This is a genomic window from Hydrogenophaga sp., assembly GCF_050250835.1.
Lineage (GTDB): Bacteria > Pseudomonadota > Gammaproteobacteria > Burkholderiales > Burkholderiaceae_C > Hydrogenophaga.
Window position 1 is genome coordinate 19,290 of record NZ_JBFWNX010000007.1, and the last position, 19,725, is coordinate 39,014.

Below are 19,725 nucleotides of genomic sequence, written 5' to 3' on the forward strand. Positions count from 1 at the left end.
TCCTGTCAGGCCGATTGCGCGGTCACCGCTTGCTGGTAGCTGGCGTAGAGGCGGGCGTACACCGGGCCCGGGCGGCCGCTGCCCACCGGGCGACCGTCCAGCAGCGTGACAGGCAGCACCTCCTTGGTGGCCGAAGAAAGCATCAGCTCGTCGGCGTCAAGCACTTCGGCGCGGCTGATGCGCCGCAACTCGAAGGGAATGCCCTGCTCGCGGCAGAGTTCCTCCATCAGACCGAAGCGGATGCCTTCGAGCACCAGATTGTCCCGGGGCGGGCCCATCACCGTCCCATCCTTCACCACCCATACATTGCTTGCCGCCGCTTCGCTCAGGAAGTCATCCCGGTACATCACCGTTTCCACGGCACCCGCATCGGCACTGATCTGGCGTGCAAGGACGGCACCCAGCAGGCTGGTGGTCTTGATGTGCGCCTTCTTCCAGCGGAAGTCGTCGGCGCTCACGCAGGCCACGCCCTGCTCACGCTGCCCGGGGGTGGCCAGCTTCATTTCGGCAGCCGTCACCAGCACCGTGGGTTGGAGGCTGGGCGGCATGACGTGGTCGCGAACCGCAACGCCGCGCGTGACCTGGATGTAGATCAACTGATTTTCAGAAGGCGTGGTGGCCCGCAGGTCGTCAATCAGTCGCCTCGCCACGGCAAGCCATTGCTCGCGGGTGAACGGGTTGGGGATGCGCAACTCGGCCAGCGAGCGATCCAGCCGCGCCATGTGATGTTCAAACCGAAACACCTTGCCAGCGTAGGCGGGCAGCACCTCGTACACGCCGTCGCCGAAAATGAACCCGCGATCCAGCACGCTGATGCGAGCGTCGCACAAAGGCGTGAATTCACCGTTCAAGTAACACAATGACGCGGGAAGCGAGGGCCCTTGGCCCTTAGGCGAGAGGTTCATGCGGGGATTATCGGCGGCGAGTGTCGCGCAGGGCGAAAGATGTCAGGCAGCCTTGACGGGCGCATGGGGTTTCTACGTATAATCAACGGCTGTGCCTAAACGCCCGCGTCTGTAACCCATCCGTAATCTGCCATGTCGACAATGCCCCCGGTGACGTCGAAGGCACCTGCCCCAGGCAACTGGGAAGATGGCGACAAAGACCCCGAATTCAAGCCGTTGAACCACGACGAAGCGTCGCGGTGGCGAGCCTCCCAGCCGAAGTTGTCGGCATGGCGGGTGGTCGGGGTCCAGACGGTGGTGGGGTTGGTTGCTGGAGTGCTGGCGTGGTTGTTCACCCGCAGCGAGTCGGTGGCCTATTCTGTTCTGTACGGCGCAGCTTCGGTGGTGATTCCGACGGCCTTGATGGCCTGGGGAGTGACGTCGAGTGCCCTGTCCCGCCAAGCGTCGGGGCACGTCATCTCGGCGTTCATGAGTTTCGTGTTGTGGGAGGGGGTCAAGCTTCTGCTGTCGGTGGCCATGTTGTGGTCGGCGCCCAGAATCGTCCCTGACCTGAATTGGCTGGCCCTGGTGGCGGGCCTGGTGGTGGTACTCAAGGTGTACTGGTTTGGATTCTGGATCCAGACCCGTCGTCCAAACTGAAACGGTTGATGGAACTGAACGAACATGGCTGCTGAAGGACAAGCGCTGACACCGGGTGAATACATCCGGCACCACCTGGTTCACCTGACGAACAAGAAGCAGGAGTCGATCGTCGACTTCTCCGTGATCAACATCGACTCGATGGTGATCAACATCCTCATGGGTGCCTTGGTCTGCTTTGTTCTATGGCTGGCTGCCCGCAAGGCCACGTCCGGTACGCCGGGTCGCTTCCAGGCAGCGGTTGAAATCCTGGTCGAAATGGTCGACAACCAGGCCAAGTCGGTCATCCACAACGCCAACAGCCGCAAGCTGATCGCTCCGCTGGCACTCACCGTGTTCTGCTGGATCTTCATGCTGAACTTCATGGACTTGCTGCCCGTGGACTTCCTGCCCGGCATCTGGCATGTCGCCGGCCCCGCCATGGGCTACCCGGACTACCTCCGAGTGGTGCCCACCGCCGACCTGTCCACCACGCTGGGCCTGTCCGTCTCCGTGTTCCTGCTCTGCCTGTACTACAACGTCAGGATCAAGGGCCTGGGCGGCTGGGCGCACGAACTGGTGAGTGCGCCGTTCGGCACCAGCAAGAACCCGGTGTTTGCATTGCTGCTGGGCGTGGTGAACTTCGCCATGCAGATCATCGAGTTCGTGGCCAAGACCGTGTCGCACGGCATGCGGCTGTTTGGCAACATGTTCGCTGGCGAGCTGGTGTTCATGCTGATCGCGCTGCTGGGTGGTTTCGCTGCCGTGTCCCTCAGCGGAGGCCTTTTCTTCATCGGTCACATCATTGCCGGCTCGATCTGGGCCATCTTCCACATCCTGATCATCACGCTGCAAGCGTTCATTTTCATGATGCTCGCCCTGATCTATTTCGGGCAGGCGCATGACGCTCACTGACATGCGCTGAACAGGCGCGTCCGGTTTCTTTTGTTTCTTTTCCCTCTCTCAACTTCCGTTTCTTTCTAAGGAGTCATCATGGAAAACGTTCTGGGTCTCGTCGCACTGGCTTGCGGTCTTATCGTCGGTCTGGGTGCCCTGGGCGCCTCTGTCGGCATCGGCATGATGGGCGGCAAGTTCCTCGAATCCGGTGCGCGTCAGCCCGAACTGATGAACGACCTGCAGACCAAGATGTTCCTGCTGGCCGGTCTGATCGACGCGGCCTTCCTGATCGGCGTGGCCATCGCACTGCTGTTCGCGTTCGCCAACCCCTTCACGCTGGCTTGATCGGTCTGCTGCCTCGCGCAGCGGTGCCAGGCGGATCGGTCCAGCCGGTTCGCCTTCCGGCTTTCCGCTGATGCCGCAGCAGGTTCGTTTCACCTCTTGTCCATACACAGAAAGGCGTTGCGATGAACATCAATGCAACCCTCTTCGCGCAGGCCATCGTCTTTGCGATCCTGGTGCTGTTCACGATGAAATTCGTGTGGCCCCCCATCGCCAAGGCACTGGATGAGCGTGCGTTGAAGATCACCGAGGGCCTGGCTTCTGCCGAGAAGGCCAAGTCCGAACTGGCCGTGGCCAACAAGCGGGTCGAAGAAGAGTTGAGCAAGTCGCGCAACGAGTCTGCCACCCGTCTGGCCGATGCCGAGCGCCGCGCTCAGGCTGTGATCGAGGAAGCCAAGGCACGCGCCACCGATGAGGCCGCCAAGATCGTGGCGGCCGCCCATCAGGAGGCCGAGCAGCAGATCATCAAGGCCCGCGAAGCCTTGCGTGAGCAGGTCGCTGCGTTGGCTGTCAAGGGTGCCGAGCAGATCCTCAAGCGCGAAGTCAACGCAGGCGTCCACGCCGAGTTGCTGGGCCGCCTGAAGACCGAACTCTGATTCACGCCCGACGCTTCCGAACCGGCACTCAAAGGTAAACCATGGCCGAAATCGCCACCATCGCACGTCCTTACGCGGAAGCGCTGTTCAAGTCCGCCGGACCTGACGCCGCCGGCACCGCAGCCTGGCTCGACGAGCTGGCCGCCGTGGCCGCCAACGAGCAGTTGCGCCAGTTCGCCGACAGCCCCAAGACCACGCCCGAGCAGGTGTTCACGCTTGTCTCGGGTGTGTTGAAAACCAGTCTGCCGGCGAAGGCGCAGAACTTCCTGCGCACGGTGATCGAGAACGGACGCCTCGCCGCATTGCCTGAGATCGCCAGCCAGTTTCGCGCGCTGAAGAACGCGCAACTGGGTGCCTTCGATGCAATCGTCTACAGCGCCTTCGCGGTCGACAGCGCAGCGCTGGCCGAACTCTCCGGCGTGCTGGAGAAGCGCTTTGGCCGCAAGCTGAACCTGCAGGTCGAACTGCAGCCCGACCTGATCGGGGGCATCCGCGTGGTGGTGGGCGACGAGGTGCTCGACACCTCGGTCAAAGCCCGCCTGGAACAAATGAAAGCAGCCCTGACGGCCTGACGGCCGTCATCCCGGGCGCGCCGCCTGCACACCATTTAACGAAAGAAGGAAAGAGTCATGCAACTCAATCCCGCCGAAATCTCTGAACTGATCAAGTCCCGCATCGAGGGGCTGGGCGCATCGAGCGATGTGCGCAACCAGGGCACCGTGGTGTCGGTCACCGACGGCATCGTCCGTGTCCATGGCCTGTCCGATGTGATGCAGGGCGAAATGCTGGAATTCCCCGCCAACAAGGACGGCGTGCCTTCCTTTGGTCTGGCACTGAACCTGGAGCGCGATTCCGTGGGCGCCGTGATTCTGGGTGAATACGAGCACATTTCCGAAGGCGAGACCGTCAAATGCACGGGCCGCATTCTGGAAGTGCCCGTCGGCCCTGAGCTGATCGGCCGTGTGGTGAATGCGCTGGGCGCACCCATCGACGGCAAGGGCCCGGTCAACGCCAAGATGACCGATGTGATCGAAAAGGTTGCACCGGGCGTGATTGCCCGGAAATCGGTGGACCAGCCGGTGCAGACCGGCCTGAAGTCGATCGACTCGATGGTGCCCGTGGGTCGTGGCCAGCGCGAACTGATCATCGGCGATCGCCAGACCGGCAAGACCGCTGTGGCGATCGACGCGATCATCAACCAGAAGGGTCAAAACATGACCTGCGTCTACGTCGCGATCGGCCAGAAGGCTTCGTCGATCAAGAACGTTGTGCGTGCTCTGGAGCAGGCTGGCGCGATGGAATACACCATCGTCGTGGCCGCGTCGGCATCCGAGTCGGCCGCCATGCAATACCTCTCGGCCTACTCTGGCTGCACCATGGGCGAGTACTTCCGCGATCGTGGACAGGACGCCCTGATCGTTTACGACGACCTGTCCAAGCAAGCCGTGGCCTACCGCCAGGTCTCGCTGCTGCTGCGTCGCCCGCCTGGCCGCGAAGCCTATCCCGGCGATGTGTTCTACCTCCACAGCCGTCTGCTCGAGCGCGCAGCCCGCGTGAACGCCGACTACGTCGAAGCTTTCACCAAGGGTGAAGTCAAGGGCAAGACCGGTTCGCTGACTGCGCTGCCCATCATCGAAACGCAAGCCGGCGACGTGTCCGCTTTCGTGCCGACCAACGTGATCTCGATCACCGACGGCCAGATCTTCCTGGAAACCAGCCTGTTCAACGCGGGCATCCGCCCCGCCATCAACGCCGGCATTTCGGTGTCTCGCGTCGGCGGTGCGGCCCAGACCGACCTGATCAAGAAACAGTCCGGCGGTATCCGTACCGACCTCGCGCAGTACCGTGAGCTGGCTGCCTTTGCGCAGTTTGCCTCCGACCTGGACGAAGCCACCCGCAAGCAGCTCGACCGTGGCGCCCGTGTGACGGAACTGCTCAAGCAGGCCCAGTACGCGCCGCTGTCGATCAGCCTGATGGCGGCCTCGTTGTTCGCCGTGAACAAGGGCTACCTGGACGACATCGAAGTCAAGAAGGTGCTGCCGTTCGAAGCCGGCCTGCACGCCTTCCTGAAGGACAAGCACGCCGCCTTGCTGCAGAAAATGGAAAGCGGCAAGGCGCTGGACAAGGACAAGGAAGCCGAAGCCCAGCTCGCCGCCGCAGTCGCCGACTTCAAGAAGACCGGCACGTACTGAACGCCCCGTTGACCAGCTAAGGAGCCCCAATGGCAGCAGGCAAGGAAATACGCGGCAAGATCAAATCGGTGGAGAACACCAAGAAGATCACCAAAGCCATGGAGATGGTCGCCGCCTCCAAGATGCGCAAGGCGCAGGAACGCATGCGTTCGGCACGGCCTTATGCGGAGAAGGTGCGCCAGATCACCGGCAACCTGAGCCGGGCCAACCCCGAGTACACGCACCCCTTCATGCAGATGAACGACGCCAAGACCGCTGGTTTTGTCGTCGTCACGACCGACAAGGGTCTGTGTGGCGGTCTCAACACCAACGTGTTGCGGGCCGTGACCACCGAGCTCAAGTCGCTGCAGGCCAAGGGGCAGGATGCACAGGTCGTTGCCATCGGCAACAAAGGCCTGGGCTTCATGAACCGGATCGGCGCCAAGGTGGTGTCCAGCGTGACCGGACTCGGCGACACGCCGCATCTGGAAAAGCTGATCGGCCCGGTCAAGGTGCTGCTGGATGCGTACACCGAAGGTCGCGTCAATGCGGTCTATGTGAGCTACACCAAGTTCATCAACACGATGAAGCAGGAATCGGTGATCGAGCAACTGCTGCCGCTGAACGCCGGCAAGCTGCAGGACGACGCCGGTGGGCGCGATTGGGACTACATCTATGAACCCGACGCCGCCGCCGTGATCGACGAGCTGCTGTTGCGTTACGTGGAAGCCCAGGTGTACCAGGCGGTGGCCGAGAACATGGCCTCCGAGCAGTCCGCCCGCATGGTTGCCATGAAGGCCGCCACCGACAACGCTGGCAGCGTCATTGGCGAACTCAAGCTGGTCTACAACAAGACCCGTCAGGCCGCGATCACGAAAGAACTTTCGGAAATCGTCGCCGGCGCCGCAGCGGTCTGAAGCAGCCGTTCAACAGAATCCAGAGAATTTAAAAGGTACCCATCATGTCTCAAGTACAAGGCAAGATCGTCCAGTGCATCGGCGCCGTCGTGGACGTGGAATTTCCGCGCAACCAGATGCCGCGCGTTTACGACGCCCTGAAAATGGAAGGCTCGGCGCTGACGCTGGAAGTCCAGCAGCAGCTGGGCGACGGTGTCGTGCGCACCATTGCGCTCGGTTCTTCCGACGGCCTGCGCCGCGGCATGGTGGTGACCAACACCGCCAACCCGATCATGGTGCCCGTGGGCAAGGCCACGCTGGGTCGCATCATGGACGTGCTGGGCACGCCCATCGACGAACGTGGTCCCGTCGACCAGGCACTGACTGCCTCCATCCACCGCAAGGCCCCCGCTTACGACGAGCTCTCGCCTTCACAGGAACTGCTGGAAACCGGCATCAAGGTGATCGACCTGGTGTGTCCGTTTGCCAAGGGCGGCAAGGTGGGCCTGTTCGGTGGTGCCGGTGTGGGCAAGACCGTGAACATGATGGAACTCATCAACAACATCGCCAAGGCCCACTCCGGCTTGTCGGTGTTTGCCGGCGTGGGTGAGCGCACCCGCGAAGGCAACGACTTCTATCACGAGATGGCCGATTCCGGCGTCGTGAATCTGGAGAACCTGGGTGAGTCGAAGGTGGCCATGGTCTATGGCCAGATGAACGAGCCCCCGGGCAACCGCCTGCGCGTGGCACTGACCGGCCTGACCATTGCCGAGTCGTTCCGCGACGAAGGCCGTGACGTGCTGTTCTTCGTGGACAACATCTACCGCTACACCCTGGCCGGAACCGAAGTGTCCGCCCTGCTGGGCCGCATGCCTTCCGCCGTGGGCTATCAGCCGACGCTGGCCGAAGAAATGGGCCGCCTGCAAGAGCGCATCACCTCCACCAAGGTTGGCTCGATCACCTCCATTCAGGCCGTGTACGTGCCTGCCGATGACTTGACCGACCCGTCGCCCGCCACGACCTTTGCCCACCTGGACTCCACCGTGGTGCTTTCGCGCGACATCGCTGCGCTGGGCATCTACCCCGCCGTGGATCCGCTGGATTCCACCAGCCGCCAGCTCGACCCGCTGGTCGTGGGCCAGGAACACTACGAAACCGCCCGCGCCGTGCAAGGCACGCTGCAGCGCTACAAGGAACTGCGCGACATCATTGCGATTCTGGGCATGGACGAACTGGCACCGGAAGACAAGCTGGCCGTGGCCCGCGCCCGCAAGATCCAGCGTTTCCTGTCACAGCCGTTCCACGTGGCCGAAGTGTTCACCGGTTCGCCCGGCAAGTACGTGCCGCTGTCCGAAACCATCCGTGGCTTCAAGATGATTGCCAACGGCGAGTGCGATCACCTGCCGGAGCAGGCGTTCTACATGGTCGGCACGATCGACGAAGCCTTTGAAAAGGCAAAGAAGGTGGCGTAAAGCCGAGTGCCGAGATGGCCCGAAGGGGCTGTCTCGCAGCGGGTCTTTCACCCCCTTTTCACAGGAGTACCAATGAGCACCATCCGCGTCGATGTGGTCAGCGCCGAAGAATCCATCTTCTCCGGTGAAGCCAAGTTCGTGGCGTTGCCGGGCGAAGCCGGTGAGCTGGGCATCCTGCCCGGTCACATTCCGCTGATCACCCGCATCAAGCCCGGTGCCGTGCGCATCGAAAAAGCCGACGGCGGCGAAGAGTTCGTGTTCGTGGCCGGCGGCATCCTGGAAGTGCAGCCGAACCACATCACGGTCTTGTCCGACACCGCCATTCGCGGCCACGACCTCGATGAGGCCAAGGCCACCGAGGCACGTCGCCAGGCTGAAGAGGCCGTGAAAAACGCACAGAGCGACATCGACCTGGCCAAGGCCACGTCGGAACTCGCTGTGATGGCGGCCCAGATTGCGGCCTTGCGCAAATACCGCCAGAAAAAATAGGCGATGGCCTTGCGCCTTCACGATGCTTCAAAGACCGGCCAAGTGCCGGTCTTTTAGTTGGTCAATGCGGTACAGGATGTAACAGGCCGAATATCATCGACCGCACAATGAAGTTGGGAGCGTGTGATGTCATCGATATTTGAAAGCCCGGACTTGGCCCCCGAAGAGGTGGCCGCACGCTTGCTCGTCACGTCCTCGGCCCTGGCCGATCTCACCCTGGGCGACGCGCTCAAGATCGTGGGCTACATGCGCCCCAAGCTGCTCAAGGCCGGAACGGTGATCATCCAGGAGGGCGAGGTCAAGCAGACCGACTACATGCTGCTCGTTCTCGAAGGTGACATCGCGGTGGAGAACGAGCTGCCCGGCTTGCAGGAGAGCATGGTCGTCAACATCATGGGTCCTGGCCACCTGATCGGGGAAATGGGCGTACTGGACGGCGCACCGCGTTCGGCCACCTGCACCGCAAACACCGACATCGCCGTGGCGGTGCTGTCACGAACCGCTCTCATGCGATTGCTGAAAGAAGATCCGCGCCTGGGGTCGCGCCTGCTCCTGGCCATCTCCAAGCGCATGGCCGACCGGCTGCGTGAGACCACACGCAAGCTCAAGACGTTTGCCCAGATGAACCGCGCGCTTCAACAGGAGCTGAACGTGGCCATGAACAACAACCGCACCGGGCTGTTCAAGCGCACCCGCTCCTGAGTGCGCTTTAGCAGCGCACGATGCTGTCGGGCAGCTCGTTGGGGCTGGTCGCTCCGGCTTCCACCGGGAAGTGCGCCACCAGCAAGGCAGATACCTCTTCCAGCGCCTCGGTGAGGCCGTCTTCGAAAGCGCCATTGCGCAGTCGGGCGCCGAGGCGATCCACCATGGCCTGCCATTGCGCGGCTCCGACATGTTTCGCCAAGCCGCGGTCCGCCACGATTTCAATGGCATGTTCGGCCAGCAGGACGTAGATCAGCACACCGTTGTTGTGCTCGGTGTCCCAGATGCGCAGCCGCCCAAACCAGGCCAGTGCGCGTTCACGAACCACGCCCGAAAGTGGGTTGCTGGCACTCACGCGCCAGAGGTAGCTGGTTGGCAGCGAGGCCTCTACGCACAGCCGCACTTCACCGCTGTGGCGAACTTCGCTGGCGGCCACGCGCTGCCCCAGGCGTTGGGCCATGTCGTCGGGCACGGCGCGCGCGGTGTCCGACCGATCCAGCCAGCGGTGCTTGAGGAGGCGAGGCAGATCCACCATGACGTTCACCACCCGCCGGAAGCGCCGCCGCCCCCGAAATTGCCACCACCGCCGGAGCTGAACCCGCCTCCGCCGCCAAAGCCACCGCTGCGCCCGCCCCCGCCCCAGCCACCGCCGGGCGGTCCCCAGTGGCCGCCACCCCGGCCGCCCCGTCCTCCGCCGGACGAGGATGCGGGCATGAACTGCATGAACAGGGCCGCCAGCAAGCCGACGAGCCCCGCGCCGATGGCGATCCAGAGCACGTAGGTGAGTGCCCAGGCCAGGCCGCCAGCGCCCAGACCTGTGAGCAGGGTGCCCAGTTTGTTGCCAAAGATGCTGCGCAAGGCCAACGAGATGAAAGGCACGGCAAACACCATGAAGATCACCAGGTCCATCCACTCGAAGCCCGTGCCGCCGGCGCGCGCATCCCGGCCGTCGCCGGGCAGCGGCAGTTCTTCTCCGCTGATGCGCGCCAGGATCTGGTCCACGCCGGCCTCGATTCCACCGGCGTAGTCGCCCCGGCGGAAGGCCGGTGTGACGGCCTGGTCCAGGATGCGACGGGCCAGCAGGTCGGGAATCGCGCCCTCAAGCGTCTTGGCGGTGGCGATGCGCAGGCGTCGGTCGTCCTTGGCGATCACGAAGAGCACGCCATCGCCGACGTCGCGGCGCCCGATCTTCCAGGCGTCACCCAGCCGCTGCGTGTAGTCGGCGATGTCTTCCGGCGCGGTGGTGGCCACCATCACCACCACCACCTGAGAGCCCCTGGATTGCTCGAAGGCGGCCAGCTTGGCTTCAAGGCTGGCGAGCGATGCCGCGTCCAGCGTGCCGGTCTGGTCGATCACGCGCGTCGTGAGTGCCGGCACCGGCTGCAGCGCCTGAGCCTGTGCGATCGGTGGTGCCAGCAGGAGAACAAGCAGGCAGAGCACGCGGCTCAGCCATGCCGTGCGTGCGGTCATTTCTTCTCGAAGTCCACCGTGGGCGGTGCCGAGATGGCGGCTTCGTTGGCCACGGTGAAGTTGGCCTTGGGCTGGTAGCCAAACACCATGGCGGTGAGATTGGTGGGGAAGCTGCGCGCGAGCACGTTGTACTCCTGCACCGTCTGGATGTAGCGATTGCGCGCCACGGTGATGCGGTTCTCGGTGCCTTCGAGCTGCACGCGCAGGTCGCTGAAGCCCTGGTTGGCCTTGAGGTTGGGGTACTGTTCCACCACCACCATCAGCCGGCTCAGCGCGCTGCCGAGTTCGCCTTGTGCGGCCTGGAACTGCTGCATCGCGGCCGGGTTGTTCAACATCTCCGGAGTCATCTGGATCGACGTGGCCTTGGAGCGCGCTTCGATCACGCGGGTGAGGGTTTCCTGCTCGAAGTTGGCTTCGCCCTTCACGGTCGCGACGATGTTGGGGATCAGGTCGGCGCGGCGCTGGTACTGGTTGAGGACCTCAGACCAGGCCGAGCTGCTCTGCTCGTCGAGTCGCTGGAAGTCGTTGTAGCCGCAGCCAGTCAGCAGGCTGGCGCACAGCAGCATCAGGGCAGCAAGGTGGCGTCTCGTCATCGGGTCCTCCATTCGGTCGAGTGCAGTCGGTATCCGGTAGCATTTTGGCATGCGCCTCGAAACCACCGATGTCCTGCAAGCCGTGAACCGGCCTAGCCCCCTGGCATCTGCTCGCGGCTCACATGTGCTGCTGGCGGGCGCCACCGGTGCGCTGGGAGAAGCCATGGTGACCCGCCTCGCCTCCAGCAGCGCAGTGCGCCTCCTGAGTGTGGTGGTCCGCGAGCCCATGGTCATGAGCCTGCGCCGCGTGAAAGACCTGCACGTGCTCGGTGACGACCCGGCGCGCTGGCCAGTGAAGCCCGCCGAGGAAGGCTGGATCCTGATGGATCCTCCGCGCCTCTTCCATGGGCGCGAGAAGGCCATGCTGGCGGTGCAGCCCGAAGGTCTCAGGCCATTGGCGGCATGGATGCGGCGCTGCGGCGTGAGCCGACTGGTGGTGGTGCTGCCGCACCAGCAAGGGCGTTTGCCCGAGGCCATCAAACGCGGCCTGGCCACGCTGGACGAGCAGGCCGTGGTGGCCATGGGGTTTGGCACCGTGCTGCTGCTGCGCTCGGCCCAGCCAGGTCCCCGGGTGGCCGCGGCGGGCAGCTTTCTCAACCGGCTGGCCGCGGGCCTGCTGGGCGCGTTGCACTACCTCGTGCCAAGCAACCAGAAGCCGGTGCGCGCCGAAGGCGTGGCCCGCGTGGCGACCATCGCGCTCAAGCTGGCGCCGCCGGGCATCCATGTGGCCGCGCCCGAACTGGTCTGGGCCGCCGCGTCGGCGCCAGACCCTGAACCACTGCTGAGCCAGTGGCTGCATCGCCTGGGCACGACCGGCGACAATCGCCAGTCCTGACGATCGACGAATGCACGGCCATCATGCCCAAGACCAAACTGCCCCCTGGCACACCCGACGACACCGAGCACGCCTTCTACGAGGCCCTGCAGCACGCCGACATCGAGCGTCTCATGGCTTGCTGGGCCGATGAGGAAGACATCGTCTGCGTGCACCCGGGTGGCCCGCGCCTGGTGGGCCACGCGGCGGTGCGGGCCGCGTTCGAGGCGCTGTTTTCCAACGGCAGCGTGCAGGCCCAGCCAGAGAAGGTGCGCCGCCTCGATGCGGGCTCCTGCAGCGTCCACAGCGTGGTCGAGCGCGTGCAGGTGATGACCGACGACGGACCGCAGCACGCGTGGGTGGTGGCCACCAACGTGTATGCCAAGACAGCGCAGGGATGGCGCCTGATGGCCCACCACGCCAGCCCGGGCACCCGCGCCGAACCGCCCGAGGTGCTGAACGCCAAACCGGTGTTGCATTGAGCACAAGCGGCTTCGCCTACCACGCGCCCTGGTGGTTGCCAGGCGGCAATGCGCAGACCATCTGGGCGGCGCTCGCCAGCCGGCGCCATGTAGGCGCGGCCCCCTGCTGGCGGCGGGAGCGCTGGGCCACGCCCGATGGCGACTTCATCGACGTGGATCAGGCCCGGCACGCCAGCGCCGCCGAGGCACCGCTGCTGGTGCTCTTTCATGGCCTGGAGGGCTCGTCGTCCAGCCAGTACGCTGTGGCCTTCGCCGATTTTGCGGCCGCACGCGGCATCGCGTTCGCTGTGCCCCACTTTCGCGGTTGCTCCGGCGAACTCAACCACGCGCCCCGCGCCTACCACTCGGGCGACTTTGCCGAGGTGGACTGGATCCTTCAGCGATTCGCTCGCGAGCACCCCGCCCGCCCGTTGCTGGCCGTGGGCGTCTCGCTGGGTGGCAATGCGTTGCTGCGCTGGGCCGGCGAAATGGGCGCAGCCGCCGGCCAGCGCGTGCGCGCGGTGGCCGCGGTGTGTTCGCCGCTCGATCTCGCCGCGGGGGGACACGCCATCGGGCGCGGCTTCAACCGCCTCATCTACACCCGCATGTTCCTGCGCTCCATGGTGCCCAAGGCACTCCGCAAGCTCGAGCAGCACCCGGGGCTGTTCGATCGCGCGTCGCTGCTGGCCGCGCGCGACCTGTACGAATTTGACAACCTTTTCACCGCACCCCTGCACGGCTTTCAGGGCACCGACGACTACTGGCGCCGCGCCTCCGCCAAGCCGGTGCTGCACCAGATCCGCGTGCCCGCGCTGGCGCTCAATGCACGCAACGACCCCTTCGTGCCCGCGAGTTCGCTGCCCACGGCGCGAGAGGCGGGCCCGCAGGTGACCTTGTGGCAACCTGCTCAGGGAGGGCACGTGGGCTTTCCGGTTTCGCAAGGACCCTTCGGCCTGCCGGGCCATGTGCGCGCCATGCCCGAGGCCGTGGGAAACTGGCTGCTCACCCACGTCTGAGCGAACAAGCCCCATGGACGACATCGTCAAGGCCGCGATGGCCAAATGGCCGAATGTGCCGCACTGCTTTGGCTGGCTCGGCCTGGACGCTCGTGGCCAGTGGTACATGCGCGACGACCGCGTGCAGGCCAGCGGGCCGTTTCCCACGGCCAAGGGCTCGCTGCTCAGGCACGACAAGCTCATCGACTTCATTCACCGCAACTACGCCGCCGACGAGCGAGGGCAGTGGTACTTCCAGAACGGTCCGCAGCGGGTGTATGTTGAACTCGAACACACGCCCTGGGTCTGGCGGCTGCAACCCGACGGGCGCGTGCTCAGCCACACGGGGCTGCCGGTGCTGGTGCAGACGAGCCTGCTGGATGAAAGCGGACACCTCTATCTGGTCAGCGAGCTCGGGGTCGGGTTGGTACACAGCGCCGACATGGCGCTGGCTGCCGATGCAGTGGAGACCGGGCGCTGGGCGCCGCGCGCGGTGCAGGCGGGGGAATTGCCCGCGCGCTTTGGCTACGTGCCCAGTCCGCAGGCGTTGAAGGCGAGAGCGTAAAAAAACCGGTCAGAGACCGGTTTTTTTGTCTGTGGACAGCCAGGGCTTACTTGGCCGCGTCCACCATGAACTGCACCGCTGCACGGATGTCGGCATCCGAAGCGGCCGACCCGCCCTTCGGCGGCATGGCACCCTTGCCCTTGATGGCGCTGGCGGTGAGCGCGTCAATGCCCTGGGCGATGCGCGGGGCCCAGGCGGCCTTGTCGCCGGACTTGGGTGCGCCTGCCACGCCCGCCGCGTGGCAGACCGTGCAGGACTGCTTGTACAGCGCTTCGCCGGTGCCGGCCGCCACGGTGGCGCTGGCGGCGGCCGCGGGGGCCGCAGGCGCTGCGGCGGCCACGACGGCGGGAGCGGGTGCCGGTGCAGCAGCGGCAGCCGGCGCGGCTTCGGCCACCGGAGCCGCAGCCGCGGGCGCCTGGGGAACCTCGAACTTGCCGCCTGCCGCGTTGGCCAGGTGCACCACCGCACGGCCGATCTCGATGTCGGTGAACGCACCGCCGGCCTGTGCGCCCATGGCGCCCTTGCCCTTGAGCGCCGAGTTCAGCAAGGCTTCGTAGCCCGTGGCGATGCGGGCCGCCCAGGCACCGGCGTCGCCGAACTTGGGTGCACCGGCCAGACCAGCGCCATGGCAGGCCACGCATTGCGCGGCGTAAACGGCTTCGCCCGATTGAAGCGGACGGTTGGCGTCGCGCAACTCCACCGTGCCCACGCGCTGAATGCGCTGTGCCGTGGCCAGTTCCTGGTCCACCGCACCGGCTGCGGGCTTGTCGCCCGAGGTCACGTAGTACACCAGGCCGATGATGATGAAGACGGGGGCGACAAACGCAAAGAAGGACGTCCACAGCAGCTGGGCGGGCGTCTTGATCGGGCCGGTGTGATGTTCGTGCGCGTGGTCGCTCATGGTGTCCTCAAGGCTGGGGATGGCTTCGACGTGGGGGCTATGAAGCAACCCAGGATTATAGCCAAGGCCCCTGGCGCGGTTCGCCCAGAAGGCGCCGCGCGCGGGCGAGCACAGGGGCATCGACCATGGCTCCTTCGAACTGGAAGGCGCCCGTCTGCTGGACACTCGCTGCCGCCAGAACACGCCGCGCCCAGTCGATTTGATCGGGGGTGGGGCCCAGCGATGCGTTCACGGTGTCGATCTGGTTCGGGTGGATGCACAGCTTGCCGGTGAAGCCGAATCGCCGGCTTCGCCGGGTATCGTCGGCGAGCCGCGCCGGGTCGTGGAGGTCGATGGTCACGCCGTCCACCGGGCCGGGCAACCCGGCGCGGCGAGCCGCGCAGACGAACGCCAGGCGCACGGAGTCGAGCTCGCGCTCTTCGGCATCGCATTGCATGCCGAGATCGACCTGGAAGTCGAGATGGCCGAACACCAGGCGGGCCACCGCCGGCATGCGCGCGATGCCGTCCAGCGCCGCCAGGCCCTCGGCCGACTCCACCAGCGCCAGCAAGGCGATGGCGCCGATCTGCAGCGCCAGCGCATCGAGCTGCGCGACCGATTCGGTCTTGGCCAGCATCACGGCGCCCGGCCCGGACGGCCTGAGGTGCTGGAGCATGGCCACGTCCTCGGCATGCCAGGGGGTTTCTGTTGCGTTGATGCGGATGGCGATGCGCGCGCGCGCCGCCTCGTCCAGCCTGCACCAGTGCTCGGTCAGAGCGGTGCGGGCCTGCGCCTTGACCGCAGGCGCCACCGCGTCCTCCAGGTCGAGCACCACCATGTGCGCACCGCTGGCCAAGGCTTTGTCCAGCCGCTCCATGCGGTCGGCGGGAAGAAACAGGAAGGTGCGCGCAGCGCTGGCGGGACTTTTCATAAATAAACCGTCGGGACGGATTATTATAAGATCCTGTCCGAGGAACGGAGCCCCATGAAAATCCTGATCGTCTTTGCCCATCCCGAGCCGCGCTCGTTTGGCCGCGCCTTGCTGGACCGTTCGGTCACGACCCTCACCAGCTGCGGGCACGAGGTGGTGGTGTCCGATCTGTACGCCATGGGTTTCAACCCGGTGGCCACCGGCGAGGACTTCACGCAGCGGCGCTTCCCGGACGCGTTGCAGTACGACCGCGAGCAGAAACAGGCATCTCAGCAGCACACATTTGTGCCCGAAATCCAGACCGAGCTGGACAAGCTGCAGGCCTGCGACCTGCTGATCCTGCAATTCCCGCTCTGGTGGTTTTCCGTGCCCGCCATTCTCAAGGGCTGGATCGACCGCGTGTTCGTCAACGGTACCGTCTACGGCGCCGGTGGCAAGCGTTTCGATCAGGGCGGCCTCAAGGGGCGCAAGGCCATGCTGGCCTTCACCACGGGATGCTTTCCCGAGATGATGGAGCCCGACGGGCTGTTGGGCCAGCGCGATGTGATCCTCTGGCACCTTCACCATGGCACCTTCGGCTACAGCGGCCTGCAGGTGCTGGAGCCCTTCGTGGGCTGGTCGATCCAGTACACGGACGACGACCAGCGCAGGGCCTACCTGGATGCGTACGAGGCGCGCCTGCGCACCATCGAACAAGAGAACACCCTGCCCACGCACACACTCGCCGAGTTCGGTCCAGACTGGCGCCTCAAGCCCGACGTCGCACCCCGCACGGCAGGGCACCGGCGTTCCATTCGGCAAGGGTGATGCATGCCGATCAGCCCCTGGAACGAACTCGACATCCCTGAACTGCTGGCGCTGGACGCCGTGGGACCGGGACGCTGGCGCACGCGCCATGGCGATGCCAACCTCAATGGGCGCTCCTACGGCGGCCAGCTCCTGGGGCAGGCCTTGATGGCGGGATTGATGGATGTGCCTGCGCAACGCGAGCCCACCATGATGCAGTTTCTGTTCCTGCAGGGCGCGATGCCGCAGGACAGCGTGGAACTGCAGGTCACAGAACTCCAGGAAGGCAAGCGGTTCAGTTCGCGGCACGTGCGCGGTCACCAGGACAACGGCCGCCTGGTGCTCGATGCGCAGGTCACCTGTGCCGTGCCCATGGACTCGCCCACCCACGGCAAGCCCAGCGCGGCGCCGCCAGGTGAGTGCCCCGAGGACCTGGCCACGCTCGACGACGTGGACCCCGCTCTCATGCGGGGCATCCGGCGCCTGGGCGGTTATTCAGAGGACCGCAAGCCCAGCATCGAGTTCCGCATTCCCGACCCCGGACGCCAGCTCGCCCCGCAAACCATGGACGGGCGCTTTCGCTTCTGGATGCGCGCCGCGCAGGCCTTGCCCGACGATGCGCGCGCTCACGCGGCGGCGTTTGCCTATCTTTCGGACTGGTGGCTCAACTTCAGTTCGCTGGGACTGCACCTGCGCGACCTGGGCGAGCGCCGGCTCTACATCTCCAGCCTGAACCACGCGATCTGGCTGCACCGATCGGTGCGCGTCGACCAGTGGCTTCATGTGGACTGCACGAGCCCGGCCGGTGCGAGCGGGCACAGCCTCTCCATGGGCACGGTACACGACCAGCAGGGCCGGGTGCTCGCCACGCTCACGCAGGACTGCCTGATGGCCTACGCCGACTGAGCCGCGCGTGCGGCCACGACGTCACACCTGCTCTTGCGGCAGATGCACCACCACCCCGTCGAGCTCGGGTGACATGCGGATCTGGCAGCACAGGCGGCTGTTCTCGCGCAGATCCGGCACACCTTCCAGCATGAACACCTCGGTTTCGGAACGCGCCGGCAGCGCCGCCGCCCAGGGCTGGTCCACGTAGCCATGGCAGGTGGCGCAACTGCACGACCCGCCGCAGTCGCCCAGGATGCCGGGCACGGCGTTGTCGAGAGCGACCTGCATCAGGCTTTTGTTGAGCGGCGCCTCGACCTGGTAGGTGGCGCCGGCGTGATCAATGAAGACGACGGTGGGCATGCGATGTACTTTCTTTGGTGCAGAAGAGGGCGGAATCCGTTGACATAGTCCGTCCCGTCGGACTATTATTGCACCAACGATTCGCTCCAACAACCCTTTCCGGAGTCAGCTTTTGGAACACTGCGCCACCCTCTCGATCGCGCCTGCGGCGTCCTCGCCGGCGCCGGCCTGGGAACGCCTCGTGCGGCCCGATCAGGTCCACGGCTCGCTCTACACCGACCCCGCCATTTACCAGGAAGAGCTGCGCAAGATCTGGCAACGCACCTGGGTCTACGTGGGTCATGAAAGCGAGATCCCCAACGCCAACGACTTTGTCATGAAGTCCATCGGACCCGAGCCGGTGCTGATGACGCGCGACAAGGCAGGCGCCATTCACCTGCTGCACAACCGCTGCCCTCACCGGGGCAACCGCGTCTGCATGAGCGAGCAGGGCAATGCCCGCTCGTTCACCTGCCCGTACCATGGCTGGACGTTTGCAAACGACGGAGACCTCAAGGGCTATCCCTTCCCTTCGGGCTACGAGGGCGTTGATCGCCGCGAGCTGGGCCTGGGGCGTGTGGCGCGTGTGGGCAACTACCGAGGTTTCATCTTCGGTTCCATGGCGGCAGAAGGCCCCACCCTGGAGGAACACCTGGGCGGTGCCGCGCGCTCGATCGACGCGCTTTGCGACACCTCGCCCGAAGGCGAGGTCGAAATCACCGCCGGCTTCCTCAAGCACAAGGTCAAGGCCAACTGGAAGTTCCTGGTGGAAAACGAAACCGATGGCTACCACCCGTCGTTTGTCCACGCCTCCATCTTCGAAGTGGCGCAAAGCGGCATCGGCAGCCTCTACAGTGCCGAGTCCACCGCGGTCTCGCGAGACTTCGGCAATGGCCACACGGAAAACGACCTGCGCCCGGAATTTCGCAAGCGCGATGTGCCCATGTCCTGGTTCGGCACCACCGCCGACAAGCTGCCGGACTACGTCGAGAAGATGAACGCGGCGCACGGTCCGGAGAAGGCCCGCAAGATCATGATCGACGGCACGCCGCACGTGATGATTTTCCCCAACCTGTTCATCGCGGAGATCCAGATCTTCGTGATCCAGCCGTTGGGGGTGGATGAGACTGTGCAGCACGTGACCGCGCTCCAGTTCAAGGGCGCTCCCGATCTCAACCGCCGCCTGCGCCAGCAGACCATGGGCTCGGTCGGACCGGCCGGTTTCCTGCTGGCCGACGACGCCGAGATGTACGAGCGCACGCAGATGGGTGTGCAGATGCGCAACCCCGAATGGCTCTACCTCGGGCGTGGCAAGCACCGGGAGCGGCGCGACGAAGACGGCTTCCTGGTCGGCGACAACACCGACGAAGTCCCGACCCGGGGCATCTGGCGACATTACAAATCCATGATGGAGGCCGACTGATGGCCATGACCCCCGAACAGCGGGAAACGCTGCAGGACGTGACCCAGTTCATCTACCGCGAAGCGCGGCTGCAGGACGAGCACCAGTACGACGAGTGGGAAAGCCTGTGGACCGACGATGGCGTCTACTGGGTGCCCGCCAATGGTGACGACATCGACCCCGAGCAGAAGATGTCGATCCTCTACGACAACCGCTCGCGCATTGCATTGCGCATCCGCCAGTACCACACTGGCAAACGATTCAGCCAGACGCCCCAGTCGCGCCTGCGCCGCCTGGTATCCAACGTGGAAATCCTGTCTGACGAAGGCGCGGAACTGCGCGTGGCGGCCAACGCCATGGTCTTCGAGTCGCGCACGCGTGGCGATGTCGTCTGGGCATCGCGCAACGAATACACCCTGCGCCGCGAAGGCGGCGAACTGCGCATGGCCTTCAAGAAGGTGATGCTGGTCAACAACCACACGGCCCTGCACTCCATGGCCTTCCTGATCTGAG

Annotated in this window: 25 protein-coding genes; 18 read left to right on the plus strand and 7 right to left on the minus strand. The window is 65.0% G+C overall.

Annotated elements, in window-relative coordinates:
* Positions 1 to 5: 5 nt before the first annotated feature.
* Complete coding sequence (locus tag AB7F11_RS10770) at positions 6 to 905, minus strand: D-amino acid aminotransferase (RefSeq protein WP_428288343.1); 900 nt, start codon at positions 903 to 905, stop codon at positions 6 to 8.
* A gap of 132 nt (positions 906 to 1,037) precedes the next feature.
* Between AB7F11_RS10770 and AB7F11_RS10775 the strand changes: the two genes are divergently transcribed.
* From AB7F11_RS10775 to AB7F11_RS10820, 10 genes are all read left to right on the plus strand, one after another.
* On the plus strand, positions 1,038 to 1,544 hold the full coding sequence (locus AB7F11_RS10775; RefSeq protein WP_428288344.1) for an ATP synthase subunit I: 507 nt from the start codon (positions 1,038 to 1,040) through the stop codon (positions 1,542 to 1,544).
* Positions 1,545 to 1,568: 24 nt separating this feature from the next.
* Positions 1,569 to 2,438 carry a F0F1 ATP synthase subunit A gene (gene atpB / locus AB7F11_RS10780; RefSeq protein WP_428288345.1) on the plus strand — a complete coding sequence of 290 codons (870 nt, stop codon included), beginning with the start codon at positions 1,569 to 1,571 and terminating at the stop codon, positions 2,436 to 2,438.
* 78 nt (positions 2,439 to 2,516) lie between these two features.
* Entirely contained in the window at positions 2,517 to 2,765 is a 249-nt protein-coding gene (gene atpE, locus AB7F11_RS10785) for a F0F1 ATP synthase subunit C (RefSeq protein ID WP_077334647.1), read from the plus strand.
* 122 nt (positions 2,766 to 2,887) lie between these two features.
* The gene (locus AB7F11_RS10790; RefSeq protein ID WP_428288346.1) at positions 2,888 to 3,358 is read left to right on the plus strand and encodes a F0F1 ATP synthase subunit B; all 471 of its coding nucleotides are present in this window, start codon (positions 2,888 to 2,890) and stop codon (positions 3,356 to 3,358) included.
* 41 nt (positions 3,359 to 3,399) lie between these two features.
* Complete coding sequence (locus AB7F11_RS10795; protein WP_428288347.1) at positions 3,400 to 3,930, plus strand: F0F1 ATP synthase subunit delta; 531 nt, start codon at positions 3,400 to 3,402, stop codon at positions 3,928 to 3,930.
* Between the two features lie 57 nt (positions 3,931 to 3,987).
* On the plus strand, positions 3,988 to 5,550 hold the full coding sequence (atpA, locus tag AB7F11_RS10800; RefSeq protein ID WP_428288348.1) for a F0F1 ATP synthase subunit alpha: 1,563 nt from the start codon (positions 3,988 to 3,990) through the stop codon (positions 5,548 to 5,550).
* 29 nt (positions 5,551 to 5,579) lie between these two features.
* Positions 5,580 to 6,446 carry a F0F1 ATP synthase subunit gamma gene (gene atpG, locus AB7F11_RS10805; RefSeq protein WP_428288349.1) on the plus strand — a complete coding sequence of 289 codons (867 nt, stop codon included), beginning with the start codon at positions 5,580 to 5,582 and terminating at the stop codon, positions 6,444 to 6,446.
* Positions 6,447 to 6,490: 44 nt separating this feature from the next.
* The gene (gene atpD, locus AB7F11_RS10810) at positions 6,491 to 7,897 is read left to right on the plus strand and encodes a F0F1 ATP synthase subunit beta (protein ID WP_428288350.1); all 1,407 of its coding nucleotides are present in this window, start codon (positions 6,491 to 6,493) and stop codon (positions 7,895 to 7,897) included.
* 72 nt (positions 7,898 to 7,969) lie between these two features.
* The gene (locus AB7F11_RS10815; protein ID WP_428288351.1) at positions 7,970 to 8,386 is read left to right on the plus strand and encodes a F0F1 ATP synthase subunit epsilon; all 417 of its coding nucleotides are present in this window, start codon (positions 7,970 to 7,972) and stop codon (positions 8,384 to 8,386) included.
* A 126-nt stretch (positions 8,387 to 8,512) separates the two neighbouring features.
* Entirely contained in the window at positions 8,513 to 9,088 is a 576-nt protein-coding gene (locus tag AB7F11_RS10820; RefSeq protein ID WP_428288352.1) for a cyclic nucleotide-binding domain-containing protein, read from the plus strand.
* A gap of 7 nt (positions 9,089 to 9,095) precedes the next feature.
* On the opposite strand, the gene AB7F11_RS10825 is transcribed toward AB7F11_RS10820, so the two are convergent.
* From AB7F11_RS10825 to AB7F11_RS10835, 3 genes are read right to left on the minus strand one after another with little or no spacing between them, the layout of a single operon-like run.
* A complete protein-coding gene (locus AB7F11_RS10825; RefSeq protein ID WP_428288353.1) occupies positions 9,096 to 9,623 on the minus strand; it encodes a TPM domain-containing protein in 528 nt (175 codons plus the stop codon).
* 5 nt (positions 9,624 to 9,628) lie between these two features.
* Positions 9,629 to 10,558, minus strand: a complete 930-nt coding sequence (locus AB7F11_RS10830; RefSeq protein WP_428288354.1) for a TPM domain-containing protein — start codon at positions 10,556 to 10,558, stop codon at positions 9,629 to 9,631.
* A complete protein-coding gene (locus tag AB7F11_RS10835; RefSeq protein ID WP_428288355.1) occupies positions 10,555 to 11,151 on the minus strand; it encodes a LemA family protein in 597 nt (198 codons plus the stop codon). The genes AB7F11_RS10830 and AB7F11_RS10835 overlap by 4 nt, the downstream gene beginning before the upstream one ends.
* Before the next feature lie 49 nt (positions 11,152 to 11,200).
* Between AB7F11_RS10835 and AB7F11_RS10840 the strand changes: the two genes are divergently transcribed.
* The 4 genes from AB7F11_RS10840 to AB7F11_RS10855 are packed head-to-tail and all read left to right on the plus strand — an operon-like array spanning position 11,201 to position 13,986.
* Positions 11,201 to 11,986 carry a hypothetical protein gene (locus AB7F11_RS10840; protein ID WP_428288356.1) on the plus strand — a complete coding sequence of 262 codons (786 nt, stop codon included), beginning with the start codon at positions 11,201 to 11,203 and terminating at the stop codon, positions 11,984 to 11,986.
* A gap of 23 nt (positions 11,987 to 12,009) precedes the next feature.
* Positions 12,010 to 12,447 (plus strand): YybH family protein, encoded by a 438-nt coding sequence (locus tag AB7F11_RS10845; RefSeq protein WP_428288357.1) that lies wholly within the window; start codon positions 12,010 to 12,012, stop codon positions 12,445 to 12,447.
* The gene (locus tag AB7F11_RS10850; protein ID WP_428288358.1) at positions 12,444 to 13,442 is read left to right on the plus strand and encodes a YheT family hydrolase; all 999 of its coding nucleotides are present in this window, start codon (positions 12,444 to 12,446) and stop codon (positions 13,440 to 13,442) included. The genes AB7F11_RS10845 and AB7F11_RS10850 overlap by 4 nt, the downstream gene beginning before the upstream one ends.
* A 13-nt stretch (positions 13,443 to 13,455) precedes the next feature.
* A complete protein-coding gene (locus tag AB7F11_RS10855) occupies positions 13,456 to 13,986 on the plus strand; it encodes a DUF2946 family protein (RefSeq protein ID WP_428288359.1) in 531 nt (176 codons plus the stop codon).
* A gap of 46 nt (positions 13,987 to 14,032) precedes the next feature.
* On the opposite strand, the gene AB7F11_RS10860 is transcribed toward AB7F11_RS10855, so the two are convergent.
* Positions 14,033 to 14,887 (minus strand): c-type cytochrome, encoded by an 855-nt coding sequence (locus AB7F11_RS10860; protein ID WP_428288360.1) that lies wholly within the window; start codon positions 14,885 to 14,887, stop codon positions 14,033 to 14,035.
* A gap of 55 nt (positions 14,888 to 14,942) precedes the next feature.
* The gene (locus AB7F11_RS10865; RefSeq protein WP_428288361.1) at positions 14,943 to 15,797 is read right to left on the minus strand and encodes an HpcH/HpaI aldolase/citrate lyase family protein; all 855 of its coding nucleotides are present in this window, start codon (positions 15,795 to 15,797) and stop codon (positions 14,943 to 14,945) included.
* 54 nt (positions 15,798 to 15,851) lie between these two features.
* On the opposite strand from AB7F11_RS10865, the gene AB7F11_RS10870 reads away from it, so the two are divergent.
* Positions 15,852 to 16,604 carry an NAD(P)H-dependent oxidoreductase gene (locus tag AB7F11_RS10870; protein WP_428288362.1) on the plus strand — a complete coding sequence of 251 codons (753 nt, stop codon included), beginning with the start codon at positions 15,852 to 15,854 and terminating at the stop codon, positions 16,602 to 16,604.
* 3 nt (positions 16,605 to 16,607) lie between these two features.
* Entirely contained in the window at positions 16,608 to 17,489 is an 882-nt protein-coding gene (locus tag AB7F11_RS10875) for an acyl-CoA thioesterase (protein WP_428288363.1), read from the plus strand.
* Positions 17,490 to 17,510: 21 nt separating this feature from the next.
* On the opposite strand, the gene AB7F11_RS10880 is transcribed toward AB7F11_RS10875, so the two are convergent.
* Positions 17,511 to 17,831 (minus strand): 2Fe-2S iron-sulfur cluster-binding protein, encoded by a 321-nt coding sequence (locus AB7F11_RS10880; protein WP_428288364.1) that lies wholly within the window; start codon positions 17,829 to 17,831, stop codon positions 17,511 to 17,513.
* Positions 17,832 to 17,943: 112 nt separating this feature from the next.
* Between AB7F11_RS10880 and AB7F11_RS10885 the strand changes: the two genes are divergently transcribed.
* Together AB7F11_RS10885 and AB7F11_RS10890 are read left to right on the plus strand one after the other, a co-directional pair.
* Complete coding sequence (locus tag AB7F11_RS10885; RefSeq protein ID WP_428288365.1) at positions 17,944 to 19,233, plus strand: aromatic ring-hydroxylating oxygenase subunit alpha; 1,290 nt, start codon at positions 17,944 to 17,946, stop codon at positions 19,231 to 19,233.
* Entirely contained in the window at positions 19,233 to 19,724 is a 492-nt protein-coding gene (locus AB7F11_RS10890) for an aromatic-ring-hydroxylating dioxygenase subunit beta (RefSeq protein WP_428288366.1), read from the plus strand. Before AB7F11_RS10885 ends, AB7F11_RS10890 begins: the two co-directional genes overlap by 1 nt.
* Position 19,725: the final 1 nt, after the last annotated feature.